Source organism: Luteibacter sp. PvP120, assembly GCF_054055715.1.
This window is the reverse complement of record NZ_JBSRXP010000005.1, coordinates 173,345-192,199: the sequence shown is the minus strand read 5'-3', so window position 1 is coordinate 192,199 and position 18,855 is coordinate 173,345. Positions and strand designations below refer to the sequence as shown.

General features: G+C 66.3%; 14 protein-coding genes. 7 read left to right on the top strand and 7 right to left on the bottom strand.

Annotated elements, in window-relative coordinates:
* Positions 1-106 precede the first annotated feature (106 nt).
* From uvrA to ACVKN3_RS12080, 4 genes are all read left to right on the top strand, one after another.
* Positions 107-3,109: an excinuclease ABC subunit UvrA gene (gene uvrA, locus ACVKN3_RS12095; RefSeq protein WP_285403982.1), complete on the top strand. Its 3,003-nt coding sequence runs from the start codon at positions 107-109 to the stop codon at positions 3,107-3,109.
* Positions 3,106-3,537: an acyl-CoA thioesterase gene (locus ACVKN3_RS12090; RefSeq protein ID WP_354515435.1), complete on the top strand. Its 432-nt coding sequence runs from the start codon at positions 3,106-3,108 to the stop codon at positions 3,535-3,537. The genes uvrA and ACVKN3_RS12090 overlap by 4 nt, the downstream gene beginning before the upstream one ends.
* An 85-nt stretch (positions 3,538-3,622) precedes the next feature.
* Positions 3,623-5,083 carry a DUF4139 domain-containing protein gene (locus ACVKN3_RS12085; RefSeq protein ID WP_354515437.1) on the top strand — a complete coding sequence of 487 codons (1,461 nt, stop codon included), beginning with the start codon at positions 3,623-3,625 and terminating at the stop codon, positions 5,081-5,083.
* A gap of 11 nt (positions 5,084-5,094) precedes the next feature.
* Positions 5,095-5,850: an enoyl-CoA hydratase/isomerase family protein gene (locus ACVKN3_RS12080; protein ID WP_354515439.1), complete on the top strand. Its 756-nt coding sequence runs from the start codon at positions 5,095-5,097 to the stop codon at positions 5,848-5,850.
* Positions 5,851-5,861: 11 nt separating this feature from the next.
* Here ACVKN3_RS12080 and ACVKN3_RS12075 read toward each other — a convergent pair whose 3' ends face one another.
* The 3 genes from ACVKN3_RS12075 to ACVKN3_RS12065 form a co-directional block, all read right to left on the bottom strand.
* Positions 5,862-6,794, bottom strand: a complete 933-nt coding sequence (locus ACVKN3_RS12075; RefSeq protein WP_354515441.1) for a Nudix family hydrolase — start codon at positions 6,792-6,794, stop codon at positions 5,862-5,864.
* Entirely contained in the window at positions 6,794-7,282 is a 489-nt protein-coding gene (locus ACVKN3_RS12070; protein WP_285403987.1) for a dihydrofolate reductase, read from the bottom strand. The genes ACVKN3_RS12075 and ACVKN3_RS12070 overlap by 1 nt, the downstream gene beginning before the upstream one ends.
* A gap of 110 nt (positions 7,283-7,392) precedes the next feature.
* Positions 7,393-7,776: a winged helix-turn-helix transcriptional regulator gene (locus tag ACVKN3_RS12065; protein ID WP_036143202.1), complete on the bottom strand. Its 384-nt coding sequence runs from the start codon at positions 7,774-7,776 to the stop codon at positions 7,393-7,395.
* An 81-nt stretch (positions 7,777-7,857) separates the two neighbouring features.
* Between ACVKN3_RS12065 and ACVKN3_RS12060 the strand changes: the two genes are divergently transcribed.
* A complete protein-coding gene (locus ACVKN3_RS12060; protein ID WP_354515444.1) occupies positions 7,858-8,916 on the top strand; it encodes an SDR family oxidoreductase in 1,059 nt (352 codons plus the stop codon).
* A 19-nt stretch (positions 8,917-8,935) separates the two neighbouring features.
* Here the strand turns inward: ACVKN3_RS12060 and ACVKN3_RS12055 are convergent, their stop codons facing one another.
* The 3 genes from ACVKN3_RS12055 to lgt form a co-directional block, all read right to left on the bottom strand.
* Positions 8,936-9,151 (bottom strand): hypervirulence associated TUDOR domain-containing protein, encoded by a 216-nt coding sequence (locus tag ACVKN3_RS12055; protein ID WP_354515446.1) that lies wholly within the window; start codon positions 9,149-9,151, stop codon positions 8,936-8,938.
* A gap of 364 nt (positions 9,152-9,515) precedes the next feature.
* On the bottom strand, positions 9,516-10,310 hold the full coding sequence (locus ACVKN3_RS12050; protein ID WP_285403991.1) for a thymidylate synthase: 795 nt from the start codon (positions 10,308-10,310) through the stop codon (positions 9,516-9,518).
* A gap of 14 nt (positions 10,311-10,324) precedes the next feature.
* Positions 10,325-11,167 carry a prolipoprotein diacylglyceryl transferase gene (gene lgt / locus ACVKN3_RS12045; RefSeq protein WP_285403992.1) on the bottom strand — a complete coding sequence of 281 codons (843 nt, stop codon included), beginning with the start codon at positions 11,165-11,167 and terminating at the stop codon, positions 10,325-10,327.
* Positions 11,168-11,391: 224 nt separating this feature from the next.
* Here lgt and ACVKN3_RS12040 point away from each other — a divergent pair, with 224 nt between their 5' ends.
* Both ACVKN3_RS12040 and ACVKN3_RS12035 read left to right on the top strand, forming a co-directional pair.
* Positions 11,392-13,365, top strand: coding sequence for an alpha/beta hydrolase family protein (locus ACVKN3_RS12040; RefSeq protein WP_354515449.1), 1,974 nt, complete (start codon positions 11,392-11,394; stop codon positions 13,363-13,365).
* A 104-nt stretch (positions 13,366-13,469) separates the two neighbouring features.
* Positions 13,470-16,349 carry a TonB-dependent receptor domain-containing protein gene (locus ACVKN3_RS12035; RefSeq protein WP_354515451.1) on the top strand — a complete coding sequence of 960 codons (2,880 nt, stop codon included), beginning with the start codon at positions 13,470-13,472 and terminating at the stop codon, positions 16,347-16,349.
* 88 nt (positions 16,350-16,437) lie between these two features.
* Here ACVKN3_RS12035 and ACVKN3_RS12030 read toward each other — a convergent pair whose 3' ends face one another.
* On the bottom strand, positions 16,438-18,852 hold the full coding sequence (locus ACVKN3_RS12030; protein ID WP_354515453.1) for a phospholipase effector Tle1 domain-containing protein: 2,415 nt from the start codon (positions 18,850-18,852) through the stop codon (positions 16,438-16,440).
* Between the last annotated feature and the right edge of the window lie 3 nt (positions 18,853-18,855).

The following is an 18,855-nucleotide window of genomic DNA, read 5'->3' as shown; positions in this document are numbered from 1 at the left end:
CCGACCATCCCCGCACAACTGCTGTGATGAACCGTCAAAAGTCGACGCTGAATGAAGGCGGAAAACCCTTGGTATAGTCCGGGGCTTCCCCCATTTATGTAGGCACATGGACAGCATTCGCATCCGCGGCGCCCGCACGCACAATCTCAAGAATATCGACCTCGACCTGCCCCGGGACAAGCTCATTGTCATCACGGGGCTGTCTGGTTCGGGCAAATCCTCGCTGGCTTTTGACACGATCTATGCCGAAGGCCAGCGTCGCTACGTCGAGTCGCTGTCCGCCTATGCGCGGCAGTTCCTCTCGATGATGGAAAAGCCCGACGTGGACACGATCGAAGGCCTCTCGCCGGCCATCTCGATCGAGCAGAAGTCGACCTCCCACAACCCCCGCTCCACCGTCGGCACGATCACCGAGGTGTACGACTACCTGCGCCTGCTCTACGCGCGTGTCGGCACCCCGCGTTGCCCGACCCACGCGATTCCACTGGAGGCCCAGACGGTCAGCCAGATGGTGGACACGGCGATGGCGCTGGACCCGGAGAAGCGCTGGATGCTGCTGGCGCCGGTCATCCGCGAGCGCAAGGGCGAGCATGTCCAGGTGTTCGACCAGCTGCGGGCCCAGGGCTTCGTCCGCGCGCGCGTGGACGGCGAGGTCTACGACCTGGATGCCGTGCCGCCCCTGACGCTGCGCCAGAAGCACACCATCGAGGCGGTGATCGACCGCTTCCGCCCGCGCGACGACATCAAGCAGCGCCTGGCTGAGTCGTTCGAGACCGCCTTGCGCCTGGGCGACGGCATCGTGGTGCTGGTGGACATGGACGACCGCAAGGCCGACGAGCAGCTGTTCTCGTCACGCTACTCGTGCCCCCTGTGCGACTACTCGCTGCCGGAGCTCGAGCCGCGCCTGTTCTCGTTCAACTCCCCGGTGGGTGCCTGCCCGACCTGCGACGGCCTGGGCGTGACCCAGGTGTTCGATGGCGCGCGCGTGGTCGGCCACCCCGAGCTCAGCCTGGCCGGCGGTGCCGTGCGCGGCTGGGATCGCCGTAATGCGCACTATTTCCAGCTGATCGTATCGCTGGCCAAGTACTACGGCTTCGACCCGGAAACGCCCTGGCGCGAGCTGCCCAAGTCGGTGCAGAACGCCGTGCTCAACGGCTCGGGCAAGGACGTCATCCCGTTCCGCTATATCACCGAGCGTGGTGGCAAGGTCACCCGCGAGCACAAGTTCGAAGGCATCCTGCCCAATCTCGAGCGCCGCTACCGTGAAACCGAATCCAACGCCGTCCGCGAGGAGCTGGCCCGCTACATTGCCGATCATCCCTGCCCCGACTGCGGCGGCCAGCGGCTGAACCCGTCAGCGCGCAACGTCTTCGTCGCCGACCAGGCCATCCCCTCGCTGACCTCGCTGGCCATCGACCGCGCCCTGGCCTTCTTCGACGGGCTGAAGCTGCCCGGCTGGCGCGGCGAGATCGCGGTCAAGATCGTCAAGGAAATCCGCGAGCGGCTGACCTTCCTCAACGACGTGGGGCTCAACTACCTCACGCTGGATCGCCAGGCCGACTCGCTCTCGGGCGGCGAGGCCCAGCGTATCCGCCTGGCCAGCCAGATCGGCGCCGGCCTGGTCGGCGTGATGTACGTGCTGGACGAGCCGTCCATCGGCCTGCACCAGCGCGACAACGAACGCCTGCTGGGCACGCTTACCCGACTGCGCGACCTGGGCAACACGGTGATCGTGGTCGAGCACGACGAGGACGCGATCCGTGCCGCTGACCACATCCTGGACATCGGCCCCGGCGCCGGCGTGCATGGCGGCCATATCGTGGCCGAGGGCACGCTGGCGCAGGTGCTGGCCACGCCGGCTTCGGTCACCGCCAAGTACCTCACCGGTGAGCGCGGCATCGTCGTGCCCAAGGTGCGGCGTCCGGCCCGCAATGACCAGTGGCTGGAGTTGAAGGGTGCCACCGGCAACAACCTGAAGGACGTGGATGTGCGCATCCCCGTCGGTACGTTCACCTGCGTGACTGGCGTCTCGGGTTCGGGCAAGTCCACCCTGATCAACGACACGCTCTACCGCCTTGCCGCGATGGAACTCAACGGTGCCGGCGAACAGCCGGCCGCTTACGAGTCGATCGAAGGCCTGTCGCTGTTCGACAAGGTGGTGGACATCGACCAGTCGCCGATCGGACGTACCCCACGCTCCAACCCCGCGACCTACACGGGGCTGTTCACCCCGCTCCGCGAGCTCTACGCGCAGGTGCCCGAGTCGCGCCAGCGCGGCTACCTGGCGGGACGCTTCAGCTTCAACGTGCGCGGCGGTCGCTGCGAAGCCTGCGAAGGCGACGGCATGATCAAGGTGGAGATGCACTTCCTCCCGGACGTGTATGTGCCTTGCGATGTCTGCCACGGCAAGCGCTACAACCGCGAAACGCTGGAAGTGCTCTACAAGGGCCACACCATCGCCGACGTGCTGAACATGACGGTGGAAGATGCGTTCAAGCTGTTCGAGAACGTGCCGGTGATCGCCCGCAAGCTGGAAACGCTGCGCGCGGTCGGCCTGGATTACATCAAGCTCGGCCAGAGCGCCACCACGCTGTCCGGTGGTGAAGCCCAACGCGTGAAACTGTCGAAGGAGCTGTCCAAGCGTGACACGGGCAGCACGCTCTATATCCTCGACGAGCCGACGACCGGCCTGCACTTCCACGACATCGAACAGCTGCTCGAGGTGCTTCATAAACTCGTCGAGCACGGCAACACCGTGGTGGTGATCGAGCACAACCTCGACGTGATCAAGACAGCCGACTGGCTGGTGGACCTGGGTCCCGAAGGCGGCGCCGGTGGCGGACGCATCCTCGTCAGCGGCACGCCCGAGACGGTGGCCGCCACGGCGGAGTCGCATACAGGCAGGTTCCTGAAGACCCACCTGAAACCGGTGCGTGCGCCGGTGCCGAAGACCGCTCTCAAGGCGACCGGCAAGACGCCCGCGAAATCCGCCGCTCCCGCCAAACCGGCCGCGCCGGTGAAGACGCCCGCGGTGAAGAAAACGGCCGCCGCGACGAAAACGAGCGCTGCGACGAAGAAGACCGCCACGAAGAAGAAAGCCAAGGCATGACGACCGAGACTCCGAACACCGCCACCCCCGTCTTCATCACCCCGATGGAGGTTCGCTGGCAGGACCTGGACGCCTACAACCACGTCAATAACGCCAACTACCTCGTGTACCTGCAGGAAGCCCGGATCAAGTGGCTGCAGCAGTTGCCGGACAAGTGGTACGGCGAGGACGGTGCACCGGTCATGGCGCACAGCGAACTCAACTACCGGCTGCCCATCGAGTGGCCGGCGGACATCCAGATCGAGCTCTACATCAACCGCATCGGCAACAGCTCCATGACGATCGGCCACCGCATCGTGACCAGCGACGACGCGACGAAGATCCACTGCGACGGCAGCGTCACGATGGTCTGGATCAGCCCGAAGACCGGCCGCCCGGTACCGATCCCGCAGGCGATCCGCGATGCGGCGGGCACCATGCCCGCCTGAGCTCGGGGCGCGGCGATTCGCAAGATCACGCGCATTCACAAAGGCTATGTATGATTCGGCAGGGTCATCATGGAGAGAGTGAATCATGTCGCGTCGTATCCTTGCCCTTGCGATAGCCAGCGCCGTCGCCCTGCCCGCCCTCGCGGCCGGTGAGCGCACATCGCTCACCCTGTACCGCGCCGACGGCGACCAGCTGTTCGCCACCAACGGCGATGCCGTCTCCGCCGAGGGCTACGCCGTCGTCCACGAGCGCCGATCCTTCGACCTCAAGGGTGGCACCCAGGACCTGTCGATCGACGGCCTGCCGTCCGCCCTGGACAGCGAGGCACTATCGCTGCGCTTCCCCGGCAAGGACACCCGCGTGCTGTCGCAGCGCCTGCTGCTCGGCCAGGGTTTCGACGGTGCGGTGGCCGGCCTGGTGGGCCGCAACGTCACCGTGATCGGCGACGGCGGCCAGCCGATCGCCAGCGGCACGCTGGTGCGCGGTGGCGATGCGCTGGTGGTCCGCGACACCGGCGGCCAGGCCACGCTGATCCGCAACTACTCGGCCCTGCGCGCCACGGACGCGGCGGACTTCGCCCGCGGATCGACGCTGCAGGTACGCGTAGCCGGCTCGGGAGCGGGCAGCACGTCCGCCCAGCTCGACTACCCCACCTCGGGCATCGGCTGGCGCGGCGCCTACGTCGCCACGCTGGCACCCGGCGACACGTGCTCGATGAATTTCACCGCCGCGGCAAGCATCGCCAACCGCAGCGGACGCGACTGGAAGGATGTTTCGCTCAAGCTGGTCGCCGGCGATGCCAACCGGGCGAAGGCCGCACCGCAGCCCAAGATGTTCATGGCACGCGCCGTCGCCGCGCCCGCCCCCATGGCGATGGAAGATGCCGCACCCGAGCAGGCCACGCTGGGCGACCTGCGCACCTACACCCTGCCAGCCGCCGTGGACCTTCCCGACGGCAGCGTGACGCAGACGCCGCTGTACGAAAGCCGCACCCTGTCGTGCGAGCGCCAGGCGGTCTACGACACCGGCATGCGTTACTACAACTCGCGGCCGCGGACGGAACCCGACATCGGCCAGCCGGCGGAAGGCACACCCATCGTCTCCACGGTCGGCTTCAAGGCGTTCGATGCCCTGCCCGCCGGCTACGTACGTGTGCTGACGGTGGATCGCGACGGCAATGCCGAACTGCTGGGCGAAGGCCGCCTGGACGACACGCCGAAGAACAAGGACGCGACGATCACCCTCGGCAACGCCTTCGACCTCACCGCCAAGCGCGAGCAGACCTCGTTCACCGCCAACGAAGCCCAGCATCGCATCGACGAAGGCACGCGCATCGTGCTGAGCAACGCCAGCGACGTGAAGCGCACGGTCACCCTGCGCGAGCATCCGGCGCGCTGGCGTGCCTGGACGGTGGTGTCGTCGTCGGTGAAACCGACGAAGAGCACGCCCGACGTCCTGGAATTCAACGTCGAGGTGCCGGCCAACGGCTCCGCCACGCTGGATTACGCGCTGCGCTACACGTGGTCGCCCGGCGACATCAAATAAGGAACCGCGCCATGCTCGACATCCTTCCGCACGAGGGCGGCATCCACGAAATCCGTCTGGCCCGCGCGCCGGTCAACGCGCTCGACATGGACCTGGTCACGGCATTGCGTGAGGCCATCGTCGATGCACCCCGCAACGGCGCCCGGGCCATCGTGCTGTCGGGTGCGCAGGGCATGTTCTCGGCGGGCGTCGACGTTCCCTCCCTGATGCAGCGCGATCGCGACGGCGTGGGCGAGTTCTGGACAGGGTTCTTCGCCCTGTGCGGCGCCATCGCCGCGTCGCCGGTGCCCACCGTCGCCGCCATCACCGGGCACAGCCCGGCCGGTGGCGCGGTGCTCACTTTGTTCTGCGATTACCGGGTCATGGCCCATGGCGTCTACAAGATCGGCCTGAACGAGGTCCAGGTAGGTCTGTCGGTGCCCGAGCCGATCCAGTTCGCCCTGCGCCGCATCGTCGGCGCCTGGCGCGCCGAGCGGCTGCTGGTGGCCGGGGCGCTGATCGATGCCGAACAGGCCCACGCCATCGGTCTGGTCGACGAGTTGGATACGGTGGAACAGGTGGTCACGCGCGCTGTGCTGTGGGCCGGCGAACTGCTCAAGGCACCGCCGGGCGCCATGCTCCGTACGCGCGCCATCGCCCGGGCCGACCTGCTCGCCGTCTGGGGAAACACCGACGGGCTGCTGGGTGCGGACTTCATCGACGGCTTTTTCAGCGACGAGACCCAGGCCACCCTGCGCGCGCTGGTCGCCCGGCTGAAAAGCAAATAAGCCAAAACGTTTCAGAAAAACCCAGTGATACCCGCCACGCCCTGTGCGGCGTGCAACCGCGCTTCCGCCACATCGTCAGGGCCGAGTCCACCCAGCGCGTAGACCGGTAGGGATGCCGCTTCCGCAAGCCGGGCAAAGCGCGGCCAGCCCATCGGCTCGGCGTCCGGATGGCTGCGCGTCGGCTGCACCGGCGAGAGCGTGGCGAAATCGCAGCCCAGCCGGGATGCCAGCGCTAGCTCGTCGGTGTCGTGACACGAGGCGCCGACCCTTTGCGCGAACGGTAGCGGGCGCGCGCTCAACGCATGCAACTGCGCGGCACCCAGGTGCACGCCGAAGCCCTCGCCCAGCGCCAGCGCACCTTCGATATCCCGGTTGAGCAGCAACGTCGCTCCGAAGCGATGCAGCTCGTCCTTCATCGATGCCGCGATCTGGCGCGTCACCGCGCAGGGCTGCCCCGGAAGACGCAGCTGCAGGAGCCGCTCTCCCCGCGCCAGCGCCACGCGCAAGACGCTGGCCACGCGATCCGGTGCTTCGTCGGCGGGCGTGATCGGGTAATGGGCCGGCAGGCGCATCGCGGCGAGGATGGGGCGATCGGCCGGCGCCAGCTGCGCCGCATCGATGTGCCGCGGGTCCTTCCATGCCAGCGCCGTGGCTTCGAGCGCCCGGGGTTCGCCGCTCCAGGCGCGGATGCAGATCGCCTCGAGCAGCATCGTGCGCTCGCCGTAGGTCCACGGAATGCGGATCAGCGCCTCGAACGAGAGTGGATCGGCAGCGATGCCCAGTTCCTCGTCCAGCTCGCGCAGCAGCGCCTCCACCGGGGTTTCTCCGGCTTCCCGCTTGCCGCCCGGGAACTCCCACAGCCCGGCCAGGTGCTTGCCGGGCGGCCGCTGGGCGATGAGCAGCCTGCCGGCGCCGTCGACAAGGACGCCGGCCAGCACGTGCATCAGACGTTCCGGACATATTCGACCATGTCGAACGAGAAGGCGTGCTCCTTGTCCGCCGCGTGGTGCACGCGCGACACCTCGGACCACTCCTTGAAATCGATGCCCGGGAAGAACACGTCGGCCCCATCGACCGCGGCATACACCCAGGTCAGGTAGAGGGTGCGCGCATAGGGCAGCGCCTCGCGGAAGACTTCACCGCCGCCGATCACCATCAGCCCCGAGTAGCTGCAGCTGGCCTGGGCCTCCTGCACCGAACGCACCGTGACCTGCCCCGGGAAAGGGGCCTCGCCCTTGCGCGACAGCACGTAGTTGGTGCGGTCCGGCAGCGCCCTGCCGATCGATTCGGCGGTCTTGCGGCCCATCAGCACCGACTTGCCGGTGGTCAGTTTCTTGAAGTAACGCAGGTCGTCGGGGAGGTTCCAGGGAAGGCCTCCCTGCTTGCCGATGGCAAAGTTTTCGTCGAGCGCGGCAACCAGGTGTACGGCCATGGAACATCCTTCAACAAGGGAAAAGAGATCGGGCGGCGTGCGCCCGTGCGGTGCGAATGGTAGTCCTCCCCGGCCGGCGGGGAAACTAACGACCGTTTGATTTTGCCGTGCTAGCGGCGCCGCGAGGTGGCACGGGGCCGTAAATCGTCGAGTGCGCGGGCATTGTCGCGGGCCCACCCATAGATCATCTCGATCGGCTCGACCAGCCGTTGCCCGAGCGGGGTCAGGGCATACAGGACACTCGGTGGCACCGCGCCGTCCTCGACACGGCGCTGGACCAGCCCGCTGTCCGCCAGCTCGCGCAGGGTCTGGGTAAGCATCTTCTTCGAGATACCGGGCAGACTGCGCAACAGCACGCCGGAGCGGGCCTCGCCCCCGTGGCGCGCGTGCAGGGTATGCAGGATCATGCTGGTCCACTTCGTGGCGAACAGTTCCAGCACGCGGCGCGGCGCGCAGTCTTCCAGCCAGTCGTCGTCGGGGGAACCGGGTTTCATGCGTGGGTACCTTTTGGTGCCTTCTTGGAACGGGCTGCCAGCGTCTTTATGGTGAGGGGATGTCCCCATAAGAGTAACCCCATGAACCATGCACTCGTCGTCGGCGCCAGCGGCATTATCGGCAGCGCCCTCACCGAACGCCTCGTGGCGAGCGACTGGCAGGTCTCCGCGCTGGCCCGCCGACCCGGCGAACGCGCCGGCGTGACTGGCATCGCCGCGGACCTCACCGACGCCCAGGCCACCCGCGATGCGCTGGCCGGCATCGCGCCCACCCACGTCTACATCGCTACATGGTCGCGCCAGGCGAACGAGAAGGAAAACATCCGGGTCAACAGCGCGATGGTTCGCCACCTGCTGGACGGCCTGCGCGAGGCCGGCAGCGTGCGGCACGTGGCACTCGTGACCGGCCTGAAGCATTACCTCGGCCCCTTCGAGGCCTATGGACAGGGCGCGTTGCCCGAAACCCCGTTCCGCGAGGAGCAGGGGCGACTGGACGTTGACAACTTCTATTACGCCCAGGAAGACGAGGTGTTCGCGGCGGCAAAACGCGACGGCTTCCACTGGAGCGTGCACCGCCCGCATACGGTGATCGGCGTGGCGGTGGGCAACGCCATGAACATGGCGACCACGCTCGCGGTATACGCCTCGATCTGCAAGGCCACCGGCCGGCCGTTCCGCTTTCCGGGGTCCGACGCACAATGGCGCAGCCTTACCGACATGACCGATGCACGCCAGATGGCGCGGCACCTGGCCTGGGCATCGACCACGCCTGTCGCGGCGGACGAGGCGTTCAACGTCGTCAATGGCGACGTGTTCCGCTGGAGCTGGATGTGGTCGCGCATCGCGCAGTGGTTCGGCCTGGAGGCCGCGCCGTTCGACGGCAACGTGCTGCCACTCGAACGACAGATGGAAGCGGACGCGCCGGTATGGGAACGTATCGTCGCCGAGCATGGCCTGGCCGAACCCGACATGCACCGCCTGGTCTCCGCATGGCACAGCGACGCCGACCTCGGCCGCCCCATCGAGGTCGTCACCGACATGTCGAAGAGCCGCCGCATGGGCTTCCTCGATTACCAGCCCACGGACGACGCGTTCTTCGACGCCTTCGCCCGCCTTCGCGCGGAACGCATCATCCCGTAATCGGGATGATGCCATCGGGTCAGGCGCCCCGGTCCTTCTTCAGGGCGCCTGCCTTGTGCGCGGCCTTCGCGCCCGTCTTCTCGCTGACGACCAGGTATTCAGGGTTGTCAGGCGACGCGGCCACCTCGTGGCCCTTGATCTTCGTGGGTGCGGTGAGCTTGCGCTCTACCGTGCCCTTCGTCGTGCCTTGCGACGTCTTCCACGTCACCTTTTCGCCACGCTTGGGGTTATCCATCGGTCACCTCCGCGTCAAAACGCGACCGTAGACCGCTCCATGTCGACACGACGTCTCGTCAAGCCCACGTCGACGTAAACGCGCGGAACGTCATTACCACTCGCCCGTGCCCTCGCCGCGACCCGCCCCTCGTAGGAGCCCACGATGTGGGCGAAACCTCATCGTTTTCTGAGGCGAATGAGGCAGAAGGTTAGGAAAAGCGACGGCTTCGTTTGGCGGTCGGAAACGCCTACAGGCATGAGGGGCGCGGCATCGGTCGCGCTAGCTACGTTGAGGGTTCGCGCACGTACGTGCGCTCCTACATTGAGGGTTCGCGCACGTACGTGCGCTCCTACATTGAGGGTTCGCGCACGCGCGTGCGCTCCTACACGGCAACCGGCGCCCGAATGGCCGCATGCGGCTCATAACCTTCGATGGCGACATCCTCGAAGCGGAAATCGAACACCGAGGTCACCGCCGGATTCAATACCAGGCGCGGCAACGCACGGGGCGTCCGCGCCAGCTGTGTCGTCGCCTGTTCGACATGGTTCGCGTACAAATGCGCATCGCCCAGGGTGTGTACGAAGTCACCGACGCCCAGCCCGGTCGCCTGCGCGATCATGTGGGTCAGCAAGGCGTAGCTGGCGATGTTGAACGGCACACCGAGGAAGATGTCACCGGAACGCTGGTACAACTGGCACGACAGTTTCCCGTCCGCCACGTAGAACTGGAACAGGGTGTGGCACGGCATCAGCGCCATCCGCGGCAGTTCGCCCACGTTCCAGGCGGAAACGATGAGCCGTCGCGAATCCGGGTTGCGCTTGATCTCGTCCACCACCCAGGCGATCTGGTCGACGGTCTTGCCGTCCGCGGTGGGCCAGGCCCGCCATTGGCGGCCATAGACCGGACCGAGATCACCGTTGGCGTCGGCCCACTCGTCCCAGATGCGGACGCCGTGTTCCTTCAGATATGCGATGTTGGTGTCGCCCTGGAGGAACCAGATCAACTCATGGACGATCGACTTCAGGTGAAGTTTTTTCGTCGTGACCAGCGGGAAACCTTTGGACAGGTCGTAACGCATCTGCCAGCCGAATACGCTGCGTGTACCGGTGCCGGTACGGTCGGCCTTGGTCGCGCCATGGTCGAGCACGTGGCGCAGGAGTTCGAGATAGGGTTGCATGATGGCTGTCGTCGTCAGGGCGCCGGGGCGGTAGCCGCCGACGTCGCGGGAGCCGCCAGCGGCGCATAGGGTGCGCGCCGGGACAGGGCCAGCAGCAGGATGCCCAGCGCAATGAGCGGCAGCGACAGCACCTGGCCCATGGTGACCCAGCCGAAGGCGAGGTAACCCAACTGGGCATCGGGCACCCGCACGAATTCGATCAGGAACCGGAAGCACCCGTAGAGCAGCCCGAACAGGCCGGACACCGCGTAACGGCGGCGCGGCTTCATCGAGAAGATCCACAGCACGATGAACATCACCACGCCCTCGAGCGCGAACTCGTACAGCGGATTGGGATGGCGCGGCAGCGCATCCGGCGCGTGCGGGAAGATCATGCCGATGGGCAGGTCGGTGGGCTTGCCCCACAGCTCGCCGTTGATGAAATTGCCCAGTCGACCCAGGCCGAGGCCCAGGGGCACCAGCGGTGCGACGAAGTCGATCGTGTCGAACAGCTTGATACCGTTGCGCCGCGACCAGAACAGGCCAGCCAGCACCACGCCCATCAGGCCACCATGGAACGACATGCCGCCGTCCCAGACGCGGAACAGCGCCAGCGGGTCGGTCCAGATCCAGTTGATCGGCGTGTAGAACAGCATGTAGCCGACGCGACCGCCCAGCACCACGCCCATCATCAGGTAGAACATGAGGTCGCCCAGGCGCTCCGAGCTGACCGGCAGGCGGCCCTGCCGGCGGCGGTATTCGCCGAGGGCCCAACCACCGAGGAAACCGCCCAGGTACATCAAGCCATACCAGTGGACCTGGAGGGGCCCGAGCGACAGGGCGACGGGATCGAAATGGACGACGAACGGAGTGCTCATGGAAGACCTGGGGCGAACGCAGGCGCCCAGTGTAACGCCCCACCCCCGGTGTCGGGGACTGCCGGCGGCGAGGCCACCGGCGCCGGGCCCGATTCGATGCCTCGCCTTGCCAAGGTCTTGCCGTCACGCCTTGCCGTATCCGCACGAATCGGCTATATCCCGGCGCTGGGTGCCGTCCGGGGGACGGTGCCGTCATGGATGCCGAACCACCAGGGGAGTTGAGGATGAACCATCGTCTTGTCCGGCCGTTACTGGCCGCGCTGTGCCTTGCCACGACCGCCGCCGCTGCCGCGGACCTGATTCCGGTCGCCGATTTCGCCCGCCGCATGCCGCTGACCGACCCCAAGCTTTCCCCGGACGGGCAATACGTCTCCATGGCGTTCCACGACCCTGACGGCAAGACGCACGGGTTGTCGATCTACCGCGTGAGCGACCTGAACAAGCCGGTGACGCTGATCCGCATGCCCACCTACGAGATGCCGGCGGACATGGTCTGGGCCAGCAATACGCGACTGGTGGTGGCGCGCGGCAAGGTGGACGGTTCCATTGGCGCCGCCTCCTATACCGGCGAACTGATGGCCATCGACGTCGACGGCAAGAACGCCGACTACCTCTACGGTTTCGAGAGCGTCGGCAAGCGTGCGTCCACGCGCGCCCTCGACCGCGGATGGGGCACGATCGAGGGTGCGCCGGTGACCGCCAACGGCCACTTCTACATGCGCGCCACGCCGTGGGACAACCAGGACCAGAGCACGCTTTACGACGTGGACGCCCAGTCCAGTGCCCGGCGGCAGATGGCCGACATCGCGCAGGGCGGTCTCAGTTTCATGATCGCCCCCGATGGCACGCCCCGCTTCGCCTTCGGCACGGACGACAATTTCAAGTGGGTGGTGCTGCGCCACGACGGCAGCGGCTGGACCAAGCTGCCGGGCAACGCGGACCACCAGAACTTCACGCCGATCGCCAAGGTGGCCGGCAGCGAGCGCATCTACGCGCGATACAGCCCCAACGGCCGCGGCGGCGAGTACGTCGAGCAGGACGAGGACGGCGGTAACACGAAGGTGATCCGCAAGGACGACTTCAGCATGGTGAGCTCCGCCGGCCTGTGGACGCCGGCACCGCTGCGTCCGTTCGGCACGATCGCCGACACGGGCGTGCCGAAGGCCGAGTACATCGACCCGCAGGCACCGATCGCCAAGCTGCACCTGGCGCTGTCGCAGAAATTCCCGGGCGCCTTCGTCAGCTTCATCGGCTTCAGCCAGGACGGCGGGCAGCTGATGTTCAAGGTGGCCAGCGACCGCGAGCCGGGCCGCTACATGCTGATCGACACCAAGACGTACAAGGTGTCCAAGCTGTTCGACGCACAGCCCTGGATCGATCCGGCGAAAATGGCCGAGCGTCGGCCGATGCGCTTCAAGGCCAGCGACGGTCTTGAACTGGAAGCCATCCTCACCTTTCCCAAGGGCGCCTCGCAAGCCAACCTGCCGATGGTGCTGCTGCCCCACGGCGGACCGCACGGCATCGCCGACGACTGGTACTACGACACGGACGCGCAGTTCCTGGCCAGCCGGGGCTACCTCGTGCTGCAGGTCAACTACCGCGGCTCAGGCGGTCGCGGCAGCGCCTTCGAGCAGGCGGGCTACCTCAAGTGGGGCACGCGCATCCAGGACGACCTGATCGACGGGGTGAAGTGGGCCATTGCCCAGAACTTCGCCGACCCCAAGCGGGTCTGCGTGTTCGGCGCCAGCTTCGGCGGTTACTCGGCGCTGATGGTGCCGGTGCGTGCGCCCGGTGTGTTCAAGTGTGCGGTGGCCTACGACGGCATCTACGACCTGAACATGATGTACGCCAAGGGCGACATCAAGCAGTCCAAGAGCGGTCGCAGCTACCTCACTACGGTGATCGGCCGCGACGAGGCCGACCTCGCCGCCAACTCGCCGACGCACCTGGCCGACAAGATCGACGTGCCGGTGTTCCTCGTTCACGGCGAAGACGACCAGCGCGCGCCCTTCGCGCAGTTCAAGGCGATGCGCGCGGCGCTGGACGCCGCCCACAAGCCCTACGAGACGCTGACCAAGCCGGACGAGCGCCACGGCTTCGTCAAGCCGGCCAACGTCGAGGAGTTCTACAACCGCTTGCAGGCCTTCCTCGAGAAGAACATCGGTTCCGGCCAGGCGACGACCGCGTCCGTGCCCTGACCGACCCATGACCTTCGCCGGTTGCCCCGGTCACGTCGCACGCGTTATCTTCGCGTGATCGTCGTGGCCGGGTGGATCGCGGCGGGTTTGGGAGGTTTCAGGGTATGCACGTCAGTTCCGGGCAGAAGCGCCACGTTGCAGGTCGACGTGCGGCGCTCGCCGTCGCGCTCGGGGGCTGCCTGCTCGGCTCCGTGGCACGCGCCCAGCAGACCGCGCCGTCGTCGGCGGAGACACTCTCGCCCGTCAATGTGACCGTCACCGGTTCGCGCATCCGCGGCACCGATGTGGAAACCGCCCAGCCGGTGGTCGTCATGGATCGCCAGGCCATCAAGGCCACGGGCCTTACCCGCCTGGACGACATCATCGCGAGGATGCCCTCCGCGGGCACACCCGAAGTCACGCCACAGGACACCCTGTCCTCCAGCCGCGATGCCGGTGGACGCTATGCCAACCTGCGCAACCTGGGCGCGGTACGCACCCTGGTACTGGTCAACGGCCGGCGCTGGACCACCAGCCTCGGTGGCCTCACCGATCTCTCCACCCTCCCCGTCGCCCTCGTGGAGCGCATCGAGGTGCTCAAGGACGGTGCCTCGTCGATCTATGGTTCCGATGCCATCGGCGGCGTGGTCAACATCATCACTACCGATCGCTTCGAGGGTGCCTCGGCGGACGTGCTGTACGGCGTCAACGGCCGCGGCGACGGCGCACAGAAGAACGGCAGCTTCACCTGGGGCAAAAGCACGCAGGACGCCTCGCTCATCCTGGGCGCCAACTACGAAGACGGCGACGACCTGAGCGATGCCAAGCGGGCACTGACGCGGTTGCCCAGCGGCCCGCGCCATCCGGACAGCGGTTTCGGGATGGGACCCTACGGCGGCGTCTACGATCCACGCCAGTCGGGGCGAGCCTACGTGCTGAACCACGGCCCCGGCGTCGCCGCGGACAGCGCCGACCTGGCCGACTACCATCCCTACGACCCCAACAGCACCGCGGACAAGTACGCGACCACACGCGACATGACCTTCCGCGCGGGCAGCAAGCTGCGCAACCTGTTCGCCACGGGCCGCTACAACCTCACCGACGACATCGCGCTGCGCGGCATGGCCAGCTACGGCGTGCGCGACACCTCGTGGCAGGCCGCGGGTTACCCTCTGCAAAGCGGCGCGGGTCGCGGCACACCGCTGCTGATCGACGCCAACAATGCCTACAACCCGTTCCCCGGTGACGACACCGCATTCTTCCGGCGCACCACCGAGTTTCCGCGTGTCACGTGGGCGAAGAGCAAGACGTTCCATATCGACGGTGGTGCCGAAGGCAACTTCAACTGGGGCGACCACGTCTGGAACTGGGACGTCACCTACGCGTACTCCGAGGCGCGCGGCAGCACCACCACTAGCGGCAACATCGACCTGGACCACGCGCGCAAGGCGCTCGGCCCCACGACTCCGATCGACGGGCAACCGACCTGCGCCGATGCCGCCGACCGTGCGGCCGGCTGCCTGCCGTGGAATATCCTCGCCGGTCCGGGCGCTACCCCCGCTTCGGTGTGGCGCTATGTCTCCTCGACCGGCACCTCGCGACAGACCACGCGCAGCAACGACATCATCGCCAACCTGACCGGCGGCGTGGTCGACCTGCCCGCTGGTGTCCTGCGCGTGGCGGGCGGCGTCGAGCACCGCGACGAGCGCGGCCGCTATGCGCCGTACGCCGCGGATGCCGCCGGGCTGACCACGCAACTGGCCAGCGCGCCCACCGATGGCGGCTACGTGGCGAACGAAGCCTACGTGGAGCTGGACATACCGCTGCTGGCCGACCTGCCGCTGGCACGCGAGCTGGCCGTCAACGTATCGACACGCTATTCGCACTACTCCGCCTTCGGCGGCCGCAGCGCGCGCAAGTACAGCTTCCGCTGGAAGCCGTTCGACGACCTGCTGCTGCGCGGCACATACGCGGAGGGCTTCCGGGCGCCGACGGTGGCCGACCTCTATGCCGGCACCAGCGAAAGCTTCGAGAGCTTCCTCGACCCCTGCGACACCGCCTACGGTGCCGCAGCCGGCCACGCCGACGTGGCCGCACGCTGTGCCGCCGCCGGTCTGCCGCCAGGTTACCGCCAGGTCGCGCAATCCGGTGCGCAGATCGCCTCGGCGACGGGTGGGCAGAACCCCGTCGCCTTCACCACGGGCGCCAATCCGGCGCTCAAGCCGGAGTCGTCCATCACGCGCACCGCCGGCCTGGTTTACAGCCCCAGCCGGCTCGATGGCCTGGACGTCACGCTCGACTACTACAAGGTGGCCATCCGGGACGTCATCACCCCGATCCTCGCGGGCGACATCCTCGACTTCTGCTACGTCGCCAACGACCCGACCTACTGCGGACGCTTCACGCGCAATGCCGCCGGGGCCATCACCTCGCTGGACGAGAGCCTGGCCAACCTTGGCTCGCTGCGCACCGAAGGTTACGACCTGGGCGTGCATTACCGCTTCCCGGTGACGCGATGGGGCGAGTTCGCCCTGCTCTCGGACAGCACCTATCTGCAGGACTACGCGCAGACCAGCGCCACGGGCGCCACGCCACGCCAACTGGCCGGCTACATGAACGGCGCGCAGGGACTGTATCGCGTGCGTTCCAACCTTTCCCTGGACTGGGCGCGCGAGCGCTTCGGCGCCACATGGACGGTACGTTATTTCTCCGGCCTGAACGATGCGTGCTGGTCGCCCGGCGTCGAGTGCAATCGACCCACGCAGACCAACGCGCTAACTGGCGTCACCGGCATCAGCCGCAAGGGCGGTGTCGCCTTCCACGACGCCCAACTCCGCTGGCAGGCGCCCTGGAACGGCAGCTTCCGCATCGGCATCAACAACGTGTTCGCACGCAAGGGCCCGCTGTTCTACAACGTGTCCTCATCCGGCGGCGGCAGCCCGCCCTACAACCCCGCCTACGACATCGACCGCTACTTCTACGTCGGCTACCAGCAAAAGTTCTGACCGCCCAACGTACGCCGCACACGCGTACCTCATGCTGCATACCCCGTGTAGGAGCCCACGATGTGGGCGATCCACCCCGCCGCACCCCTCACTGAACCATCGACGCACCTTGCTGCTGCGCCTGCGCCATCTGCTGCGTCATCTGCTCCCTCTGCCGATCAACATCACCGATCTGCTGTATCGACTGACCTGCCTCGGGCGGCGGCCGACTCAGATCGATCTTTGCCGGTGTCGACATCGGATCGTTGGAATCCACAACCAGCCGCATGCGCTCACCATCGAGGTGGACATAGTCCAGGCCGCCGGCGGCAATGCGGTTCTGGTGGCAGGCGGCGGTGAACTGAAGTAGGCGATCTTCCGACGCTTCCGGCAGCCGCTGCTGCAACTCGTTATAAAGAGCGTGCTGCGCACTATCAGGATGACGGGGGTCGTTGCGGGAAGGTGATGCTTGCGGTGAAGCGATCACGGCTCGATCCATCGGATGCGCCGCAGGGCCGTCACGCTCCGCGTTACTTCGCGAGTGCTGCATGGGCTCGACGACGCGGTTCTCCGTTCCGATGCCTACGTGCCCCGCCGATCTCAGTTCTGCGATGAAGGCCTGCCCTTGCACCATCGATTGCGTCGCGTCATCCGCCCTCCCGGTGACCGGCAAGGCATGAGCGGACTGGAAGCGAGCGACCGCCGTCTGTGTCGCCATGTCGAGTTCACCGTGGGTGGCCAGCGGCTTGCCTGCCATGTCGCGGATGCCGAGGGTGTTGAGGTTCTGCTGGAGGCTGCGGATGGCGTCCGAGCCTTGGCGCTCAGGCTGTACCTCGTGGGATTGTGCGCCGTGGGGCTGTGCAACATCGGGCAGGACAAAGGCGGCGTTCCCGCGCTCGGCGTTGGCGGCACGAGCCATGAGTTGCGGCTCTTCATGGTCCATCGACCGGGAACGCATTGGCTCCGGTGTCGCCTCCGGCAGCGGCGCCATCGACGGAACGTCACTATCCCGCTGCCGAACCGCTGCATCTCGCGCCGTATCCAGCGCCTGCAAGGCATCGATACTGGCCGACCGCGAAACCGGGACGCCCAGCGTGTCAGATGACGTCTGTATGGCTTGCAAGCTCGGCCGACCCGGACCGATCTCCCCGCCGAAGCGCACATCCGTGATCTCGGTCATGCCCTGACGCTTCGCCTCGTCGACGAGCCCGGCCGCCAGACGCTCCACCTGACCCGGATCGAGATCGAAGCCGGAGCGCACATGCAACTCCAGGATCTGCACGCTGGCCGATTGATACATGGCATGGTCGGGATGAGAAGGTTCGCTCAGCTTGGCAGGTCGGTCGACAACCGCAGCGCCGACGCCATCACCATGCACGCCGACGGGATAGCGCGGACCGACCTGCGACGCGAGGCTTGGATCGAAAGGATCGGGTGGTGCGCACGCAATGACCTCGCGAACATCCACGCAATGCGGCGGCGAAGCCTGCGAGCCCATGATGTCGCGGTGACCGTGCTGCCTGAACTCCGACGTGCCGTAGAACCACATGTGGTCCTCGGAGTGGTGAATCACGTACATGCTGGGGTCGGTCGGCTCCGGTAGCCGGCTCACCAGTGGTACGTCGCTGTGCGCGTTCAGGAAATCGGCAGCCATGTTGAAGTTGAGCGTCGACAGGCCGTTCTGGTGATAGCTTCCGCCAATGTCGGAGTGAGCGCCGGGGACGGTCACACCTACGAATCGCCCATCCGCCGAACGGCCAGGCGGCAGGATTTGCGTAGACGGGAAAGCGTTACGACGCTCGTCGCGTGCCGTGATCTGCAAGCCGGATACTGTCGACGAGGTAGGCTGTCGATCGTGGTCGTTTGGCGCTCCCGTCCCCACTGGATCGAACAGGATTTCGCTCATCAGCGTCTTGCCGGGCTCTCGAACGGCCCGGCGGGTCCACTTGATGCTGTCATAGCCGAGAGAGTCGCTGACTTCTTTATAATCGCTGTAGTCCTGAATGCCTCGTTCGTGAACCATGCGGACAAAGCCAGCGGCTTGCTCTGCACCTCGACTAAAACCTGTAGCCATCACGCGTATGTCAGCGTCGGGATCGTCGACAAGCCATTCGCTCGCCTGAATCGCGAACTTCTGATACATCCATTCGATCCGCTCGTCGTATGACCGACCTGTGAGTCCATCAACCGTTCTGGAAACCAGATTATCTTGGGTACCAGCACCTTTTATATAATCCGAAACGATACGAGGATCACGACGATGCGCCATTTCCAGCTTATCGTGAAGCACCGCGACATTTGTCGTGTGCTCTGGATCTTCTTCCTTGTCGTTCCCCGTACCGTCAAAATTTGCTACGTATAACCGGGCATGAGGGTTGGAAGCCTCGAACATCCGCGGCACTTCCATTGCCCGCATTTCACTTGAGGCTCGTTCATACGCCAAATAGTCATACCGATTCATCGAATCGACTCTTACATCATCTACCAGACGACCCTGCGTGTTTCGCTTGTGCTTCTCACTCACTTC